The sequence below is a fragment of the Carnobacterium maltaromaticum DSM 20342 genome, assembly GCF_000744945.1.
GTDB lineage: Bacteria > Bacillota > Bacilli > Lactobacillales > Carnobacteriaceae > Carnobacterium > Carnobacterium maltaromaticum.
Genome location: NZ_JQMX01000001.1, coordinates 1,515,114 through 1,532,768 on the forward strand (window position 1 = coordinate 1,515,114; position 17,655 = coordinate 1,532,768).

General features: G+C 35.2%; 17 protein-coding genes. 2 read left to right on the forward strand and 15 right to left on the reverse strand.

Translation table 11 applies throughout. The features are described from left to right. Positions 1-142: 142 nt before the first annotated feature. From BR77_RS07335 to BR77_RS07405, 15 genes are all read right to left on the reverse strand, one after another. Entirely contained in the window at positions 143-565 is a 423-nt protein-coding gene (locus BR77_RS07335; protein WP_010054326.1) for a F0F1 ATP synthase subunit epsilon, read from the reverse strand. A 15-nt stretch (positions 566-580) separates the two neighbouring features. Continuing rightward, the gene (gene atpD / locus BR77_RS07340; RefSeq protein ID WP_010054325.1) at positions 581-2,008 is read right to left on the reverse strand and encodes a F0F1 ATP synthase subunit beta; all 1,428 of its coding nucleotides are present in this window, start codon (positions 2,006-2,008) and stop codon (positions 581-583) included. A gap of 163 nt (positions 2,009-2,171) precedes the next feature. After that, complete coding sequence (locus tag BR77_RS07345) at positions 2,172-3,089, reverse strand: F0F1 ATP synthase subunit gamma (RefSeq protein WP_010054323.1); 918 nt, start codon at positions 3,087-3,089, stop codon at positions 2,172-2,174. Between the two features lie 36 nt (positions 3,090-3,125). Further along, the gene (gene atpA / locus BR77_RS07350; protein ID WP_010054320.1) at positions 3,126-4,643 is read right to left on the reverse strand and encodes a F0F1 ATP synthase subunit alpha; all 1,518 of its coding nucleotides are present in this window, start codon (positions 4,641-4,643) and stop codon (positions 3,126-3,128) included. 29 nt (positions 4,644-4,672) lie between these two features. Further along, positions 4,673-5,215, reverse strand: a complete 543-nt coding sequence (gene atpH / locus BR77_RS07355; protein WP_010054319.1) for an ATP synthase F1 subunit delta — start codon at positions 5,213-5,215, stop codon at positions 4,673-4,675. After that, a complete protein-coding gene (atpF, locus tag BR77_RS07360; protein ID WP_010054317.1) occupies positions 5,212-5,718 on the reverse strand; it encodes a F0F1 ATP synthase subunit B in 507 nt (168 codons plus the stop codon). Before atpF ends, atpH begins: the two co-directional genes overlap by 4 nt. A gap of 79 nt (positions 5,719-5,797) precedes the next feature. Then, positions 5,798-6,010 (reverse strand): F0F1 ATP synthase subunit C, encoded by a 213-nt coding sequence (atpE, locus tag BR77_RS07365; RefSeq protein WP_010054312.1) that lies wholly within the window; start codon positions 6,008-6,010, stop codon positions 5,798-5,800. A gap of 64 nt (positions 6,011-6,074) precedes the next feature. After that, entirely contained in the window at positions 6,075-6,791 is a 717-nt protein-coding gene (gene atpB / locus BR77_RS07370; protein WP_010054311.1) for a F0F1 ATP synthase subunit A, read from the reverse strand. 533 nt (positions 6,792-7,324) lie between these two features. Next, on the reverse strand, positions 7,325-7,954 hold the full coding sequence (gene upp, locus BR77_RS07375) for a uracil phosphoribosyltransferase (protein ID WP_015075690.1): 630 nt from the start codon (positions 7,952-7,954) through the stop codon (positions 7,325-7,327). Between the two features lie 344 nt (positions 7,955-8,298). Beyond that, a complete protein-coding gene (locus BR77_RS07380; protein WP_185751410.1) occupies positions 8,299-9,561 on the reverse strand; it encodes a serine hydroxymethyltransferase in 1,263 nt (420 codons plus the stop codon). A gap of 61 nt (positions 9,562-9,622) precedes the next feature. Beyond that, the gene (locus BR77_RS07385; protein ID WP_035064446.1) at positions 9,623-10,645 is read right to left on the reverse strand and encodes an L-threonylcarbamoyladenylate synthase; all 1,023 of its coding nucleotides are present in this window, start codon (positions 10,643-10,645) and stop codon (positions 9,623-9,625) included. 60 nt (positions 10,646-10,705) lie between these two features. Next, positions 10,706-11,557, reverse strand: coding sequence for a peptide chain release factor N(5)-glutamine methyltransferase (gene prmC, locus BR77_RS07390; RefSeq protein ID WP_010054306.1), 852 nt, complete (start codon positions 11,555-11,557; stop codon positions 10,706-10,708). Beyond that, the gene (gene prfA, locus BR77_RS07395) at positions 11,547-12,623 is read right to left on the reverse strand and encodes a peptide chain release factor 1 (RefSeq protein WP_010054305.1); all 1,077 of its coding nucleotides are present in this window, start codon (positions 12,621-12,623) and stop codon (positions 11,547-11,549) included. Before prfA ends, prmC begins: the two co-directional genes overlap by 11 nt. 63 nt (positions 12,624-12,686) lie before the next feature. Continuing rightward, positions 12,687-13,259, reverse strand: coding sequence for a thymidine kinase (locus tag BR77_RS07400; protein WP_010054304.1), 573 nt, complete (start codon positions 13,257-13,259; stop codon positions 12,687-12,689). A gap of 222 nt (positions 13,260-13,481) precedes the next feature. Then, positions 13,482-15,287: a coiled-coil domain-containing protein gene (locus tag BR77_RS07405; RefSeq protein ID WP_016356341.1), complete on the reverse strand. Its 1,806-nt coding sequence runs from the start codon at positions 15,285-15,287 to the stop codon at positions 13,482-13,484. Between the two features lie 325 nt (positions 15,288-15,612). Here BR77_RS07405 and BR77_RS07410 point away from each other — a divergent pair, with 325 nt between their 5' ends. Both BR77_RS07410 and BR77_RS07415 read left to right on the forward strand, forming a co-directional pair. Next, positions 15,613-16,962: a Mur ligase family protein gene (locus BR77_RS07410; protein WP_015075684.1), complete on the forward strand. Its 1,350-nt coding sequence runs from the start codon at positions 15,613-15,615 to the stop codon at positions 16,960-16,962. 2 nt (positions 16,963-16,964) lie between these two features. Continuing rightward, positions 16,965-17,624 (forward strand): type 1 glutamine amidotransferase, encoded by a 660-nt coding sequence (locus BR77_RS07415; protein WP_016356340.1) that lies wholly within the window; start codon positions 16,965-16,967, stop codon positions 17,622-17,624. Positions 17,625-17,655 lie beyond the last annotated feature (31 nt).

A 17,655-nucleotide genomic window follows, 5' to 3' on the forward strand; every position in this document is an offset into this window, starting at 1 on the left:
AAATTTCCTGAGGATTTATTTTTATCTAGGCTAGCTCTTTTGAACCAGCTCCTCGAGAAAAAGATAAAAATTCGAGAGGACAAATAGCGTCCTATCAATTTTCCCTATTTTCTTATCGGATCTAAACGGCTCAACGAACTTTTTATCTACCATGTCTTGAAACAGATATCCGGTTAATTGCTTTGTGTAAAGCAACAGTAGCGCGGTCGATTTCATCACGATCTTCATGCTCTTTCGCTTCTTCAATTCGTTTCTCTGCACGTTCTTTCGCACGTTCAGCACGACTTAAATCGATATCTCGCTCTCTTTCAGCACTATCTGCAATAATTGTACAGATATTATCGCGGACTTCCATCACGCCACCATTAACGGCAACAGCATCTTCATGCTCTGGGTTATCTGTTCGTTTCACACGAACTTCATTAATTTGTAAAGGCACAATAATGGGAGCATGCTGAGGTAGAATCCCAATTTCACCATCAAGTGTTTTAGCAACTACCATATTAGCATTGTGATCATAAACAAGACCATTTGGTGTTACGATATTGACTCTTAAAACAGACATGAGTACCCTCCTCGATTAGTATCCTTGTGCTTCTGCTTTTGCTACAACTTCTTCAATTCGTCCAACACTTCTAAAGGCGTCTTCTGGAAGATCGTCGTACTTACCATCTAAAATGTCTTTGAATCCACGAATCGTTTCTTTTACAGGAACATATGAACCTGGTTGTCCAGTAAAGGCTTCTGCCACATGGAAATTTTGTGATAGGAAAAATTGAATTCGACGAGCTCGAGAGACAAGAATCTTCTCGCTATCTGACAACTCATCCATTCCTAAAATCGCAATAATATCTTGCAATTCACGGTAACGTTGTAATGTTTGTTGGACTTCCATCGCAACTTTATAATGCTCTTTTCCAACAATTTCAGGTGCTAACGCACTTGAAGATGAAGCCAACGGATCAACTGCAGGATAAATCCCTTGTTCCGTTAATTTACGCTCTAAGTTTGTCGTTGCATCTAAATGGGCAAAGGCAGTTGCTGGAGCTGGATCCGTATAATCATCGGCTGGTACATAAATCGCTTGGATTGATGTAATTGAACCTTTTCTAGTTGAAGTAATCCGTTCTTGTAACTGACCCATTTCGGTAGCTAATGTTGGTTGATACCCAACCGCAGAAGGCATACGTCCTAGTAAGGCTGAAACCTCAGAACCCGCTTGAGTGAAACGGAAAATATTATCAATAAATAAAAGCACATCTTGGCCTTCATCATCACGGAAATACTCCGCAATTGTTAAACCTGTTAACGCAACACGCATCCGAGCACCTGGTGGTTCATTCATTTGTCCGAACACCATTGCCGTCTTCTCAATAACACCAGATTCCTTCATTTCGAAGTACAAATCATTTCCTTCACGAGTTCGTTCACCAACACCTGTAAAGACAGATATTCCACCATGCTCTTCAGCAATATTATGGATTAATTCTTGAATAAGAACAGTTTTACCAACACCGGCACCACCAAATAGACCAATTTTACCACCTTTTAAATAAGGCGCTAATAAATCGATTACTTTAATACCAGTTTCTAAAATTTCTGTACTACTGCTTAATTCATCAAAAGTTGGAGCTGCTCTATGAATTACATCACGTCTTGCATCTGCTGGAAAAGGTTCTTTTAAATCAATTGTTTCACCTAAAACATTAAATACACGGCCTAATGTTTCTGAACCAACAGGTACTGAAATAGCTTTACCTGTATCTTCAACATCCATACCACGTTGTAAACCATCAGTTGATTCCATTGCGATTGTCCGAATAATTCCGTCGCCTAATTCTAAAGCAACTTCCAGCACAACTGTTTCTGGAACTTCATTTGTATCTTTATTTTTGTTTTTAATTTTTTTGACAATGAGGGCATTGTTAATATCAGGTAACGATCCATCTAATGGGAATTCCACATCAACAACGGGTCCAATTACTTGAACAATTTGACCTATACTCATTCATTTTCCCTCCCATTTAATAAAAAGTTTGTTGAGCTTGTTCAGGCTCGGCAGAAAAATAGCGGAATTTGATGTAACGTTTCTTGTCACCTCGAAATTCCATCTTTTTCCGAGAGGCTGACTCATAAAAACTAGTCTGAATAAACTATTCAAGATTAATAGGTTATTCAAGTGCTGAAGCACCACCGACAATTTCAGTGATTTCTTGCGTAATTGCAGCTTGACGTGCTCGATTATAGTGGATTGTTAAATCATCAATAATTGAGTGAGCATTATCTGTTGCACTTTTCATAGCACTCATTCTAGCTGCAAATTCTGCTGCTTTAGCATCTAAAATAGCTCCATAAATTAAGCTTTCAGCATACTGTGGTAATAAAATATCTAGAATAGCTTCTTTCGAAGGTTCAAATAGGTACTCAACTTCATAGTCAACTGATTCACTTGCATCTAAATCACTTAAAGGCAACATTTTTTCAGCCCGATATTGGAATGAAAGTGAGTTAACATGGTGATTATAGCAAACGTATAGCTCATCAAAAACTTCATTTTTATACATTTCTGTTGCCGTTCTAGCAATTTCACGAATTTCTTCAAATGAAGGTTGGTCACTAATTCCTCGTAGTTCATAGGCTAAATTCATGCCTCGACTTTTAAAAAAGTTAGCAGCTGACGAACCAACAGCCATAAATACATACTCATCGGATGATTTATGGTCACGGGTAATCATATCAACGGTCGATTTAATCACTGAACTATTGTAATTACCTGCCAATCCCTTATCAGAACTAATGACAATATAGCCCGTTTTTTTAACCGGTCTTTCAATTAGCATATCGTGAAAATCAACGTTAGATGGTGAATTTGTACCTATCAAATTCCCATCTTCTATTAAAGCTAGTTGAGTAGCCGCAATATGCGTTACTACTCCTCTAACTTTTGATGCGTAAATTTGGAAATTCTTAGCTGTCGCTTCGGCTTTTCCTAATTTTGCCCCAGCAACCATTTGCATGGCACTAGTAATTTGACTTGTTTTTTTGGTTGAAGCAATTCTTTTTTTAATATCAATTAAAGAGCCACCCATTCAGCTCACCGCCTTTAGTTTGTTTCTCTATTTATGCTAGATTGATGATTTCACAGGAATAAACATTTCTTTGAAATTAGTTATTGCTGCATCTAACTCTTCAGAATCTGGTAAATCTTTCGTCTCAACAATGGTTTTTAAAATTTCTGGTCTTTGGCTATCTAAATAATCAAAGAATTCTCCTTCAAATCTTAAAATTTCATCAACTGGAACACTATCTAAGAAACCATGTGTAAGAGCATATAAAATCATAACTTGTTTCGCAACTGGTAATGGCGAATGTAAATCTTGTTTTAAGATTTCAACTGTTCTACGACCACGATTTAATTTAGCTTGTGTTGCTGCATCTAAATCTGAACCAAATTGCGTAAAGGCTTCTAATTCACGGAAACTAGCTAAATCTAAACGTAAAGTTCCAGCAACTTTTTTCATGGCTTTAATTTGTGCTGCACCACCAACCCGTGATACAGATAATCCTGCAGCCACAGCTGGTCTAGTTCCGCCATAAAATAAATCACTCTCTAAGAAGATTTGACCATCAGTGATAGAGATGACATTTGTTGGAATATATGCTGAGATGTCCCCAGCTTGTGTTTCAACAAATGGCAAAGCAGTCATAGAACCGCCACCTAATTCTTGGTTCAATTTAGCAGCACGTTCTAATAAACGTGAGTGCAAATAGAAAACATCTCCTGGGTACGCTTCACGACCTGGCGGACGACGAAGTAATAAGGATATTTCACGATAAGCAGCTGCTTGTTTTGATAAATCATCGAAGACAATCAAGACATGTTTGCCATTGTACATAAATTCCTCACCCATAGCCGTTCCCGCATACGGTGCAATAAATAACATTGGGGCCGGTTGAGAGGCACTCGCTGTAACAACAATAGTATAATCCATTGCGCCATAACGTTTTAGGGTTTCAACTTGATTTCGTACAGTTGATTCTTTTTGTCCAATTGCAACATAAATACAAATCATATCTTGATCTTTTTGATTGATAATTGTATCAATGGCAATACTTGTTTTACCGGTTTTACGATCCCCAATAACAAGTTCGCGTTGACCTCGACCAATTGGTACCAATGCGTCAATAGCTTTTAAGCCTGTTTGTAAAGGTTCTCCTACTGATTGACGTTGCATAACGCCTGGTGCTAAAGTTTCAACTGGGCGTGTTTTAGTTGTTACGATTTCGCCTAAACCATCAACTGGTTGTCCAAGTGAGTTTACTACTCGACCAATTAAGGCTTCCCCAACAGGAACTTCCATAATACGACCAGTTCTTCTCACTTTATCGCCTTCACGAATTTCTTCGAAAGGTCCTAAAATAATAATACCTACATCATTTGATTCTAAATTTTGAGCCATTCCAAAAACACCATTAGAAAATTCTAGTAACTCTCCCGACATGGCATTTTCTAGTCCGTATGCACGAGCAATCCCGTCTCCGATATAAGTTACAGTTCCAACTTCATCGATGAGTAGCTCGTTACGGTACCCTTCTACTTGTTGCTTAATTAGAGCACTGATTTCTTCAGCTTTAATGCCCATTACACCTTCACCTCTTCAACCATTTCAATTTATTTCATGATTTGTTTTTTCAATGTTTCTAAATTCAAACGAATACTACCATCGAAGATTTGATGTTCTGCTTCAATAATCACGCCACCTAAAATAGCTGAATCAACTACTTCTTCAAACATGACTTTTTTACCGTCCATTTTTTTAGCAAAAGAAACAGCCAAACGTTCTTTTTGTACGTCTGTTAAAGGAACTGCTGTCGTTACTTTCGCTAGAATCGTCCGATTTTTGTAATCATAAAGTTTTTCAAATTCATCAACAATTAATTCCATATCATTCATACGATCATAATCAAAAATCATTTGAACAAAATTTTGCATCAGTTCTGGAAAGTTTTTCATTAAATTTTCAACGATTGGACGTTTTTGATTTAATGTTAAGCGAGCATCTGACAACACCAAGCCAAGACCTGGGTTATCAGCAAATATTTGACGAATATCCATCATGTTGTCAAAGGCTTCTTCAACGGTATCATGTTCTTCGGCTAACTTGTAATATGCTTTTGCATAACGACTAGCTACTGTATGTTTGTCTAATTTCATTCGTCATCAGCCAACCCTTCAATATACTTATCGATTAAAGCGGCATGATCCTCACTTGTTAATTCTTTTCCAATCAGTTTAGTGGCAATGTCAATTGATAAATGACTGACATCATTTTTGACACTCTCAATTGCTTTTTGTTTTTCTAATTCAATATCTTTTTTAGCATCTACTATGATACGCTCAGCTTCTGCTTTCGCTTTTACTAGCATCTCATCCTGAATATTTTCACCATTTTCACGAGCTTTCGCAATAATAGCTGACGCTTCGATTCTTGTCGCTTCAAGACTATCTTTACTTTCAACGGCTAAACGATTGGCCTCAATCCGAGAATTTTCTGCACTGTCGATATTTTTTGCAATTTGCTTTTCACGATCTTCCATAATATTCATCAAAGGTTTCCAAGCAAATTTCTTTAGAACTAACAATAGCAATAAGAAGGACACTAAGACAAAAATTGTATCTCCAGCACTGGTGGATTCTCCTAATACTAAACCGTACATTTCCGACACTCCTTCTAAATCACTTTTAAACTTCATTTACCTAAGCAAAAAGGCAGAGGCAATCTCTGCCAAAATTTTATTATTTAAACACTAAAATAAAGGCAATTACTACAGCCATAATTGGAACAGCTTCAATCAAACCTACTCCGATAAACATCATCATTTGTAGTCTGCTTTGTAGCTCAGGTTGACGTGCCACTGACTCAATTGTTTTTGAAATAACTTTCCCATTTCCTAATGATGCTCCGATTGCTGCGCCTGCTACTGCGATTGCTGCTCCGATTAAACCCATTCCGTTCATAATAAATTTCCTCCTTGATAATAATTACTTTTAAATCATTTTTGTACAAGTTCTTTTAGTGTTCTACCTGTACTTTGTGCGCCATGTATACCATCGTTAATGTGGTAAATACAAAAGCTTGAATACTTCCGATAAAGATTGAGAATCCTTGCCAAACCATTTCCAATGGGAGACCTACGATCCAGGTCCATGGTCCGTGACTAAGTCCTAAACTTGCAATCAAACCTAGCAAAATTTCCCCTGCATAAACGTTACCATACAAACGTAAAGCTAACGTTAAAGCATTTGTAAATTCTTCTAATAATTTAATTGGCAATAAAAACGAAACTGGTCTAATATAGCTATTCATAAAATAGTTTTTAAACCCTTGTTCACGTACTCCAAAATAATGAGTAAGTAAAATAACCATTAATGCTAAAGCTAAACACACTACTGGGTCCGCAGTTGGACTCTTCCAGTACCCTTTTCCTCCGATTGTAATAACCAGTGGCAATCCCATCATATTAGATACAAACACAAATAATAATAATGTAAAACCTAATAAATGAAACTGTTGGCCTTCTTTCCAAGACATTGGTCCAGAAATAATGGTCCGCACAAAATCAACAACCCATTCAATAAAGTTTTGACCGCCTGTTGGTTTAATTTGTAACTTTCTAGTACAGAAAAAAGTGACTAAAAAGACAATTAAGCATGCTGCTACAACCGTAATCATATTAGCTACATTAAACGCTAGGCCAAATAAATGAATTATTGGAGCTTCATGATCCACAACTTTCACCTCTTTTCTAAAATTGAACTTTCATTCAACGAAGTCAGGTAAAATTAAACTGAGTGATCTGAAAGAACAAAATGATGACATTACTTATTTAATCTTTCGAATCCATTCGTTGATACCTTTATATTCTAACACAAATGACCTAGCATTTCCTATCTAAATCACCTTTTTAGATATCCGAAGAAAGATAAACTGAATCTTATCAAAACATTATTTTTTTCAAGCTCACTCTTTAACATTTGATATCATACCACCATTTATTCAAAAATACAAAAGCTTTTTGAAAAACAGTTCTATTTTTCAAAAAAAGACTATAAAATAGGGTTTACATATCGATAATTAATGGCAATCATCGCTTTATATAATGGCAAAATCCCCGCTTAACTGAAGAAAAAGCCACTAATTTTTTTTCACATTTAACTGTTTTTCATAATTTTTTCATAAAGAAATGCTTTTAAAATTTAAAGCGCTTTAAAAAATAAACAAAAAAAGTATTTTCCTATTTCAATAGGAAAATACTTTTTTACTTATTTAGTTCCGAATAAACGGTCTCCTGCATCGCCAAGACCTGGAACGATATAGCCATTTTCATCTAATTTTTCATCAAGTGCTGCAACATAAATATCTACATCAGGGTGAGCATCTTGCAATGCTTGAACTCCTTCTGGAGCTGCTACTAAACAAACAAATTTAATCGTTGTTGCGCCACGGCGTTTTAAAGCGTCAATCGCCATAATTGCCGAACCACCTGTTGCTAACATTGGATCAACAACAAACATTTGACGTTCTTGAATATCACTTGGTAATTTAACAAAATATTCAACTGGTTCTAGTGATTCATGATCACGGTACAAGCCGATGTGTCCAACTTTAGCAGCTGGAATCATTTCTAACATTCCATCAACCATTCCTAAACCTGCTCTCAAGATTGGAACAATTGCTACTTTTTTCCCAGATAATTGTTTTTGTACTGTTTTAACTAAAGGCGTTTCAATCTCAACATCTTCTAGTGGCATGTCTCTTGAGACTTCATAAGCCATCAACATAGCGATTTCATTAACAACTTCTCTAAAAACCTTTGTCCCACATTTTGACTCGCGAATCATTGTTAATTTGTGTTGGATTAACGGATGATCTAATACTTGAAATTTACCCATTATTTCAGCCCTCATTTTCTATAAAATTTTTCCTAAACAATTCCATTGTAAAGGAAAATAGAACAAATGGCTAGTGATTACTTGATTTTTTTTAAAATAAACCAATTTAGATGAATAGAGGTATAACTATAACTAGTTATAGTATCAGAATCCATTTCTCTATTTAATTTTTTTCTCATGAAGCGTGCTAATAAAATGCTGACAAATGATTTTTTTCATTGCTAAATCTACCCAGACTTCTATACTTATGTCGTTCAAATAAGACAAATAAAAATACAGCAAAAACTAGAAGGACTATTCCTTCAGTTTTTGCTGCGTTTTATTTATATAATTAAAACAACTGATTAGTCATTTTCATCATAAAGTGGATGTTTAATTGTTAAAGAACGAACGTCTTGGCTAATTGATTTCAACTGTTCAGCATCATCTTTGGCTGTTAATGCTGCAACAATTAGTCTAGCAACTTCTTCTGCATCTTCTTCTTTAAATCCTCGAGTTGTAATCGCTGGAGTACCAATTCGAATACCACTCGTTTTAAATGGACTAAGTTTTTCAAATGGAATTGTATTTTTATTAACTGTAATCCCAACGCTATCTAAAATAGCTTCTGCTTCTTTACCATTTAAACCAAAATTTGTTACATCTAATAGAAGTAAATGGTTGTCTGTTCCTTCACTAATCAAATGACCAACAGACTCATTGAAAACTGATTGCATTGCTTGTGCATTTTTTATGACTTGTTCAGAATAGGTTTTAAATTCTGGTGTCATTGCTTCTTTAAAAGCCACAGCTTTTCCAGCAATGACATGCTCTAATGGACCACCTTGGATTCCAGGGAAAATAGCACTATTTAATGCTTTTCCATATTTTTCTTTCGCTAAAATTAACCCTCCACGAGGACCACGTAATGTTTTATGAGTCGTTGATGTTACAATGTCTGCATATAAAACTGGATTTTGATGTGCTCCTGCAGCTACTAAACCAGCAATGTGAGCCATATCTACTAAGAAGTAGGCACCAACTTCATCGGCAATTTCTTTAAATTTAGCAAAATCAATTGCGCGTGAATATGCACTAGCTCCAGCAATAATTAATTTAGGTTGACCTTCAATCGCAATGCGACGAACTTCATCATAATCAATCTTCTCTGTTGTTGGATCAACACCATAAGCAATAAAGTTATAGGTTTTCCCACTAAAATTCACTGGTGAACCATGAGTTAAATGACCACCATGTGTTAAGTCCATTCCGAGAACAGTATCACCTGGTTCAATTAAAGCATTAAAAGCAGCCATGTTGGCTTGTGAACCTGAATGTGGTTGAACGTTGGCATATTCTGCTCCGAATAACTCTTTAACCCGATCAATAGCAAGATTCTCAACGATATCTATGTATTCACAGCCACCGTAATATCTTTTTCCAGGGTACCCTTCTGCATATTTGTTTGTTAGGATACTGCCTTGTGCTTCACGTACTGCTTTAGATACAAAGTTTTCTGAAGCAATTAATTCAATATTGTGCTCCTGGCGCTCTTTTTCTTGGTCAATTGCTGCCCATAATTCTGGATCAAAATCTTTAAAAGTCAAATTCAACACTCCATTCTCCATTTAATGAATTTAGTATAGCATTATTTCAACTAAATTTCTTCCTTTTTGCTTAGAAAGTTCGTTAAAAATATTTTCCACCAGCAGATTTTTCTAATCTATTCATATATGCTCGTGTATTATCATTGATTTCACAAGCTTCTGCTAAAATCAATGTTACTTTCGTCTTTTCAAAAAAACGTAAACCCGCATATAAAGAATGAGAAGCCTCGTTAACGTTCGCTTTTAACCCTAAAGAAAAAACATCTTCAACTTCAGACTTAACTTTCGAAATAATTTCTTCATTTGCTAAAATTCCGATGGTTTCACCTTGCTCCAAGTAATGAGTTATTGCTTTTCGCCAAAGATTATAGTCAGTGCCTTTAACTAGAATAACAGGCTCTTCTGGTGCATAATGTGTGTACTTCATCCCAGGTGCTTTAGGTGCTTCCTCTTTTCCAATTAAATGGTGATCGTACATAACGTCTTTACCAAGTACTTCTTTTAAGTCTTGTTGAGTAATTGCTCCAGGTCTTAATATAAGTGGATTCTCGGGGGAAGTCAGATCTAAAACCGTTGACTCCAAGCCAATACCAGTTGCACCTCCATCAATAATTCCCGCAATTTTGCCTTCTAAGTCATGATACACATGTTCAGCTGAAGTCGGGCTTGGGCGTCCTGATGTATTCGCACTTGGTCCAACTAAGGGTCTCTCCGCCAATTGAATTAGCTTTAATGTCAAACTGTTATCCGGCATACGAATGGCGACACTCTCTAAGCCAGCAGTAACACTTGTTGAAAAAAAACCTGGTTTCGCCTTAAAGATTAAGGTTAATGGCCCCGGCCAGAATTTTTTGATTAATGGTTCTGCAATAGCTGGAATTTCAGCAACTAGAGATTCAAGCTCCTCACGTCTGGCAATATGAACAATTAAAGGATTGTCACTAGGGCGCCCCTTTGCCGCGTAAACTTTTTTTACAGCCTCTTCATTCAACGCATCTGCACCTAAGCCATAGACTGTTTCTGTGGGGAAAGCCACTAGCTCTCCAGCTTGAATGAGTTTCGCCGCCTCAGATAAATTGTTTTCTTTAAAAAAGCTTGTTTCCATTACATGTTCCTTCTTTCTTAAAATCTTAGCCAGCTAACCAGAGCTAGCTTTATTTCTTCATTAAGGTAACTGAACGTATATCATTCTGTCTAAGCCAGACATATCTTTTTCTACTGTAACTTTAGCGAATGGAAAGGCCGTCGTAAATAGTTTTTTTACAGCCACTCCCTGTTGAAAACCAATTTCCAAAATAATTTGACCGGCTGGTTTCATTAAATATGGTAACTCTTTAGCTAATCGTTCGTAGATAAACAAGCCGTCATGTTTAGCAAATAAAGCTAGATGGGGTTCATTGAAAAAGACGATGTCATCAACTAATGGACGCTCTGCTTCAGAAATATAAGGTGGGTTTGATAGCACTACATCAAATTTCTCATGACTAACAGGTGCAGATAGATCCCCTTCTAAAAAACGAATATCTGCATCTAATTTTAGTGCATTTTCCTTGGCAACACTCAAAGCTTCTGATGAAATATCGATAGCTGTCACTAGATCCATCGGACGTTCTTTTTTTACTGTAATCGCAATTGCCCCAGTTCCTGTACCAACATCTAACACAGTCAAACCATCTTGTTTCTGCCCATTTCTCGCCAAAAATTTCGCTACAATTTCCTCAGTTTCAGGACGCGGAATTAAGGTATCTGCCGTAACTTTAAATGGGCGATCATAAAACCATTCGTAGCCTAAAATGTGTTGCACAGGTTTTCCTTTACTATGTTCGATTACATCTGATTCCAATTGTTCTTTGACTTTTTCTGGGATTTCAGTAGCTAAATTTAGGATTAAATCTGTTTTAGTCCACTCCATCCGCTCTAATAAAAAACGTTCAGCTGCATATCCTTCTAGTCCATGACTCTCTAAAAAAGAGGAAGCCCAGTTAAGGACTTCCTTATAAGATGAATTAGTTGCCATTTTTCATTTGCTCCAATTTTTCGGTTTGATCGTATACGATTAATGCATCGACAATCTCATCTAATTTACCAGCTAAAATCTGATCTAACTTTTGGATGGTTAAACCAATTCGGTGATCCGTCACGCGGTTTTGCGGAAAGTTATACGTTCTAATGCGTTCAGAACGATCACCAGTCCCGATAGCTGATTTACGGTTTGCATCGTACTCACTTTGAGCTTCATTGCGAATTTGATCATAGACACGCGCACGTAAAATTTTCATTGCTTTCTCTCTATTTTTAATTTGAGAACGTTCATCTTGCATCGCAACAGCAATTCCAGTTGGTAAATGGGTTAAACGAACAGCAGATGCAGTCTTATTAACGTGCTGTCCACCAGCTCCACTGGCATGATAGATATCCGTACGAATATCTTTATCTGCAATGTTAATTTCAACTTCTTCTGCTTCTGGCATTACAACAACTGTTGCAGTTGAAGTGTGGATACGTCCTTGCGATTCAGTTGACGGAACGCGTTGAACACGGTGAGCGCCACTTTCGTATTTTAGTTTTGAGAAAACATTATTCCCAGTAATCATAAAGATAATTTCTTTATAACCACCAATCCCAGTAATATTTGCTTCTAATACTTCAGTCTTCCAGCCTTGACCTTCTGCGTATTTCTGATACATACCAAATAAATCGCCAGCAAATAAAGCTGCCTCATCGCCACCAGCAGCTCCCCGAATTTCCATAATGATATTCTTATCATCATTTTCATCCTTAGGAAGAAGCAAGATTTTAATTGTTTCTTCAAGCGCTTCTTTTTCTTTTTTCAATGCTGAAAGTTCTTCTTTAGCCATTTCTGCCATATCAGAATCTAAATTTTCTCCTAGCATTTCTTCCGTATCGGCAATATCATCTACAACAACTTTATACCGACGATAGACACTAACCGTCTCTCTTAAATTAGCCTCTTCTTTCGTCAAAGCCATTAAACGCTTCGTATCACTAATAACTTCCGGATCGCTAAGTAGCTCTCCTAATTCTTCATATCGGCCTTCAACGCCTTGTAATTTATCATACATTTAGCTTATTCACTCCTTTGTTTTTTTAGTTACCTTCCTGTCCAATACTCCATAGCAAAAAAGCTAATGATGTGGAGGATGATGGTAGTGTTTACGACAAACAGGCAAATAAGACTCATTTCCACCAATCTGAATTTGTTCTCCGGTATAAACAGGTTGACCGTCTACTAAGCGCATATTCATAATCGCTTTTTTATGACAGTACCAACAAATGGTTTTCATTTCTTCAATTTTATCTGCATAAATCAATAAATAATGTGAACCTTCAAATAATTCATTTCTGAAATCATTTTTCAAGCCAAATGCCATCACTGGAATATCTAAATCGTCTACAATATGTGCCAACTGATAGACATGTTCTTTTGTTAAAAATTGTGATTCATCAATTAAAATACACGCTGGCTTAATGGCCATTTCGTCAATTATATGATAAATATTGGTTTCATCAAATACAGGTACCGCTTCACGCCGTAATCCGATACGACTAGAAACAAAGCCAACTTCATCTCGATCATCAATCCCACTAGTCATAATGACAACAGGTTTATTTTGCTCTTCATAGTTATGAGCAACTTTTAAGATTTCAATTGTTTTACCACTATTCATTGCGCCATACTTAAAAAAAAGTTGTGCCATGCTGAAATTCACCTTTTCTTTCTATAGGAATCCAACTAGAATTATACTTTAAAATACCGAACTTTTCACCTATTTTTTACTAAAATACGATTTATCTAGCCTTTTCTATCTTTAAAATGGGGCTAAGTTAAAATTTACCTGTATTTTGGACTATTGTTAGGCTCAACTTTAAATGATACTCGAAGAAGAGACATGTGAACACATGCCTCTCCTTTAAGTCTTTTAAGCTTGCTCTCTAGCTTTTACCGTCATTTGTTTATTCATGTAATCTATTAATTCATACTGTCTCGCTTTTTTTTCTAATAACTCATAATCAGCATTGCTTAAAATCACACGATCTTTGGCAAATGGTCGATTATTTTTAAAGGTAACTCGTTCTCGAAGATTAGCTGCCTCACCATTTAAAATAAAGTTCTCAATCTCAACTTGATTAATTTCATTTTTTAGCTTTTCTTCAATCATTTCTTGTTCTTGGTTTTCGTCAAAATCTTGATTTTCTTGGTTTATTTTTTTTGATAGGTCCCTATTAATCATCCAAGCATGTTCCAAGTACTGAACTTTACGAAATTGTTCGTTAAATTCAGCTGCTTCCATTTTTTTAGTTTTAAGCCAATTGGAAGTTTTTTTTGACTGCTTTTCCAATAAATTTAGTTCTGTTTCTAGGCTTTCATTCTCAACTAACTGTCCCTCATTTGTATTCACAAATTCCACTATGTCATTGTTTCCATGTCCTAATTCTGTTTTTTCTTGTACTGCTTGAGATTCATTATTTTCATTAACTTTGATAGTTAATAAATTTAGTTCTTTTGATGGACTCTCATCAACCATTTCGTTGCTTATTTTTTTAGTATTATCCAATTTAGATAACTCTAATTGACGAATTGTTCCTTCTAAACGTTGGCGCTCTGCTTCATGTTTTTGATTTTGTTGTGAAATAATTAAATTTAATTTTTTGACTTGTTGCTTTAATGTCGTTTCATTTTCAGTTATCCCTATCAAACGCTTATTCATTTCTACAAGCTCTTTTTTCAATGGCGATTCTATTTGTGTCTGTTTCGCTATCCTTGCAATAGAGTCTGTAACTAATTGGTCAACTTCTTCATTTGCTTTTTCCAACTTTGTTATTTTCTCCCTTAATTCTTGCAGTTCATTTTGCTCTTCTTGTTGTTTCACTTGATTACTTTTTTCATTTTGAAGTTCCATATTTGGTAGGAGCTGCTCCATTTTTACCTTTAATAATTCGACTTGTTGCTCTAGACTACTCAAAAAACTAGCAATCTCTTTAGATTGCTTATCTAATTTTATTTTTTTATCTTTAGCATTGGTTAATTGCTCACTGACTTGATCCACTTCAGATTGACAAGTATTCACTCTTTCTTCTAATTTCGAAACACTTGGTAAAGAATCCGCTAATTGACGTATTTCTTGATCAATATTAACAACCGTTTCAGCTAATTTTATGGAACTTTCTTGATCTACAACAGGGATAGTCATCTCACTTAATTCTTGAAGTTGTAGCAGTTTTTTTGTAATTTTTTTTATTTCACTGTTCTTCCAATTGATTAATATATTCCCTTTTTGATCCACATTTTGTTGCATCAACGCTTTCCGAATACCACTGTCTAAAAACTCTCCATCTTGATAAATAAAGCGAGTCACAAAGTTTAAAACTAAGACTACTTTATCGACTTCTTCCTTTAAAAATATTTGATAGACAATTAATTCAGGATTTTCTTCATTAAATGTTCGGCTGTAATCATCTAAGACTTTCATTAATGACAATTTATTGGGTAATGGATGACATTCAATGACTATTTGTTTCACTAAATCATTTATACTTGATACCCATTCAGAATTACGACCTAACTTACTTTTTCCAAAAAAACTTTTATTTTTCACTTCTGGTGCTAATTCTAAAATTACTTCTGGTAAAAAATCATTTTTATAAAAATAAACATTTTTATCTTCCGCGTTTACTTTAATTTTTTCCTGGCTAAATACTTTTATTTGAATATTTATTGCTTCCAATTTATTTTGGCTCCTTCTATAATTACCCTAATTTTTAAAATACTTATTTGGTACATATTTTTTATGTAGCTCTATTTCAACCACTAACAAAATGCTATTCTATATAACCCTATCTATTTTACTTCAAAAACAATGGTTGTTTTTTTCTATTTTTTCCACACAAAAAGAAATTTTCAAGATTAACCGACACTAATTTTTGATTTTTAGTTAAATTTAGCATTTAGTTAACCTTTTTTAATTAATTTTCAAAAAATTTATGCTATGATGTGAGAGACGATTTTTTAGATTATAGTATTTATTTGAATTTAATTTGGAGGTAGACAGTGTGAGTATACGTAGTTCATTTGCAATTATGGTTGGTAAAACGACAAGATGGGGGCTTCATACTTTTTTTAAAGGTGGCAGCAGTTTGCCTGGTATGATTACTCAAAAAATAGATCCTAATGTTTTGGGGGCCTTAGCTAAAGATTATGAAGTTGTTATTGTTACTGGGACAAACGGAAAGACTTTAACAACAGCACTAACCTTTCAAGTTTTAAAGCAAAAATATCCAAACATTATTACAAATCCAACTGGTGCAAATATGCAACAAGGGATTATTTCAACCTTTTTAATGCATGATTCAGCGAATCAAAAGGATCAGAAAAAAATTGCTGTACTAGAAGTTGATGAAGCTAGTTTAGTTCATGTGACTAAGTATATTAAACCTAAAGCTATTCTTTTTACAAATGTTTTCCGAGACCAAATGGATCGTTTTGGAGAAATTTATACGATTTATCAAATGATGGTCGATGGCGCAGCTTTGGCACCAACTGCTAAAATTATTAGCAATGGTGATGCCCCTATTTTTAATTCATTAGACACTGTTAATGAACGTATTTACTTTGGCTTTGACGACCAACCTGATGGAGAGTTGATGGCCCATTATAATACTGATGGAATTTTATGTCCACACTGTCAAAATATTCTTCATTATAAATTTATTACTTATAGTAATTTAGGGAAATACTACTGCCCTAATTGCGATTTCAAACGACCTGAGTTAACTTATCGCTTAACAAAAATGCTGAAAATGGACCACCAAAGTTCTAAATTTGAAATTGATGGCGAAGCTTTTCAAATTAATGTTGGAGGGTTATATAATGTTTATAATGCACTATCAGCCTATTCAATTGGACGCCTATTTGATGTTTCCCCTGCTGAAATTAGAGCTGGTTTTAATTTAGCTGAAAAAGTATTTGGACGCCAAGAAGTAATTAAAATTGGCGAAAAAGAAATTACTATTAATTTAGTCAAAAACCCAGTTGGATTGAACCAAATTTTAGAAATGATTGCTTTAGATCCAAGACCTTTTTCACTTGTTTCTATTTTAAATGCAAATTATGCTGATGGAATTGATGTTAGTTGGATTTGGGATGCAAATTATGAAAAAATAATGGAAATGGATATTAAACAATTTACAGTTAGTGGCGAACGCGTCAACGATATCGCTACGCGTTTGGAAGTAGCGGGTGTACCAAAAGATGAATTACAAGTTTTGCCTAATTTAAGTGATGTCATTAAAAGCTTTGAAAAAGCTCCAACTGAGCATATATACGTGTTGGCAACTTATACCGCCGTCCTACAACTGCGTAAAGAGTTAGCAGCTGCAGGCTACGTTAAGGAGGGAATGTAACGATGGAAGAATTAGCAGTTTGCCATCTTTATGGTAATTTATTAAACACATATGGTGATAATGGCAACTTATTAATGTTAAATCATCGTGCCAAACAAATGGGCATCCATTTAAATACTGAAATTATTAGTTTGAAGGATGATTTTGATCCGAAAAAATACGATCTTGTCTTCTTCGGTGGAGGTCAAGATTACGAGCAACTAATTGTCTCTCGTGATATTCAATCAAAAAAAGCAGCTTTAACTGAGTATATTGAAGCTGGTGGAGTTACTTTAGCAATTTGTGGTGGTTACCAATTGTTAGGTCACTATTATATGGACGCTAGTGGCAATAAAATTGATGGAATCGGCGCCCTAGATCACTATACACTAAGCCAAGATAACAGTCGCTTTATTGGCGATATCATTATTAAGAATGAAGAGTTTGGCGAAACTTATGTTGGATTTGAAAACCATAATGGCATGACCTTTTTAGGTAAAGGCGAAAAACCTTTAGGGGTTGTTCAACAAGGAAAAGGCAATAATGGTGAAGATAAAACAGAGGGTGCTATCTATAAACAAACCTACTGTTCATACTTCCATGGTCCTTTACTTGTAAAAAATACGATTTTAGCTGATCGTTTGTTACATGCAGCAATGGATCGAAAAAAACAAAAAAATTAACAAAAAACCAGACATTGAGTAAATTCAATGT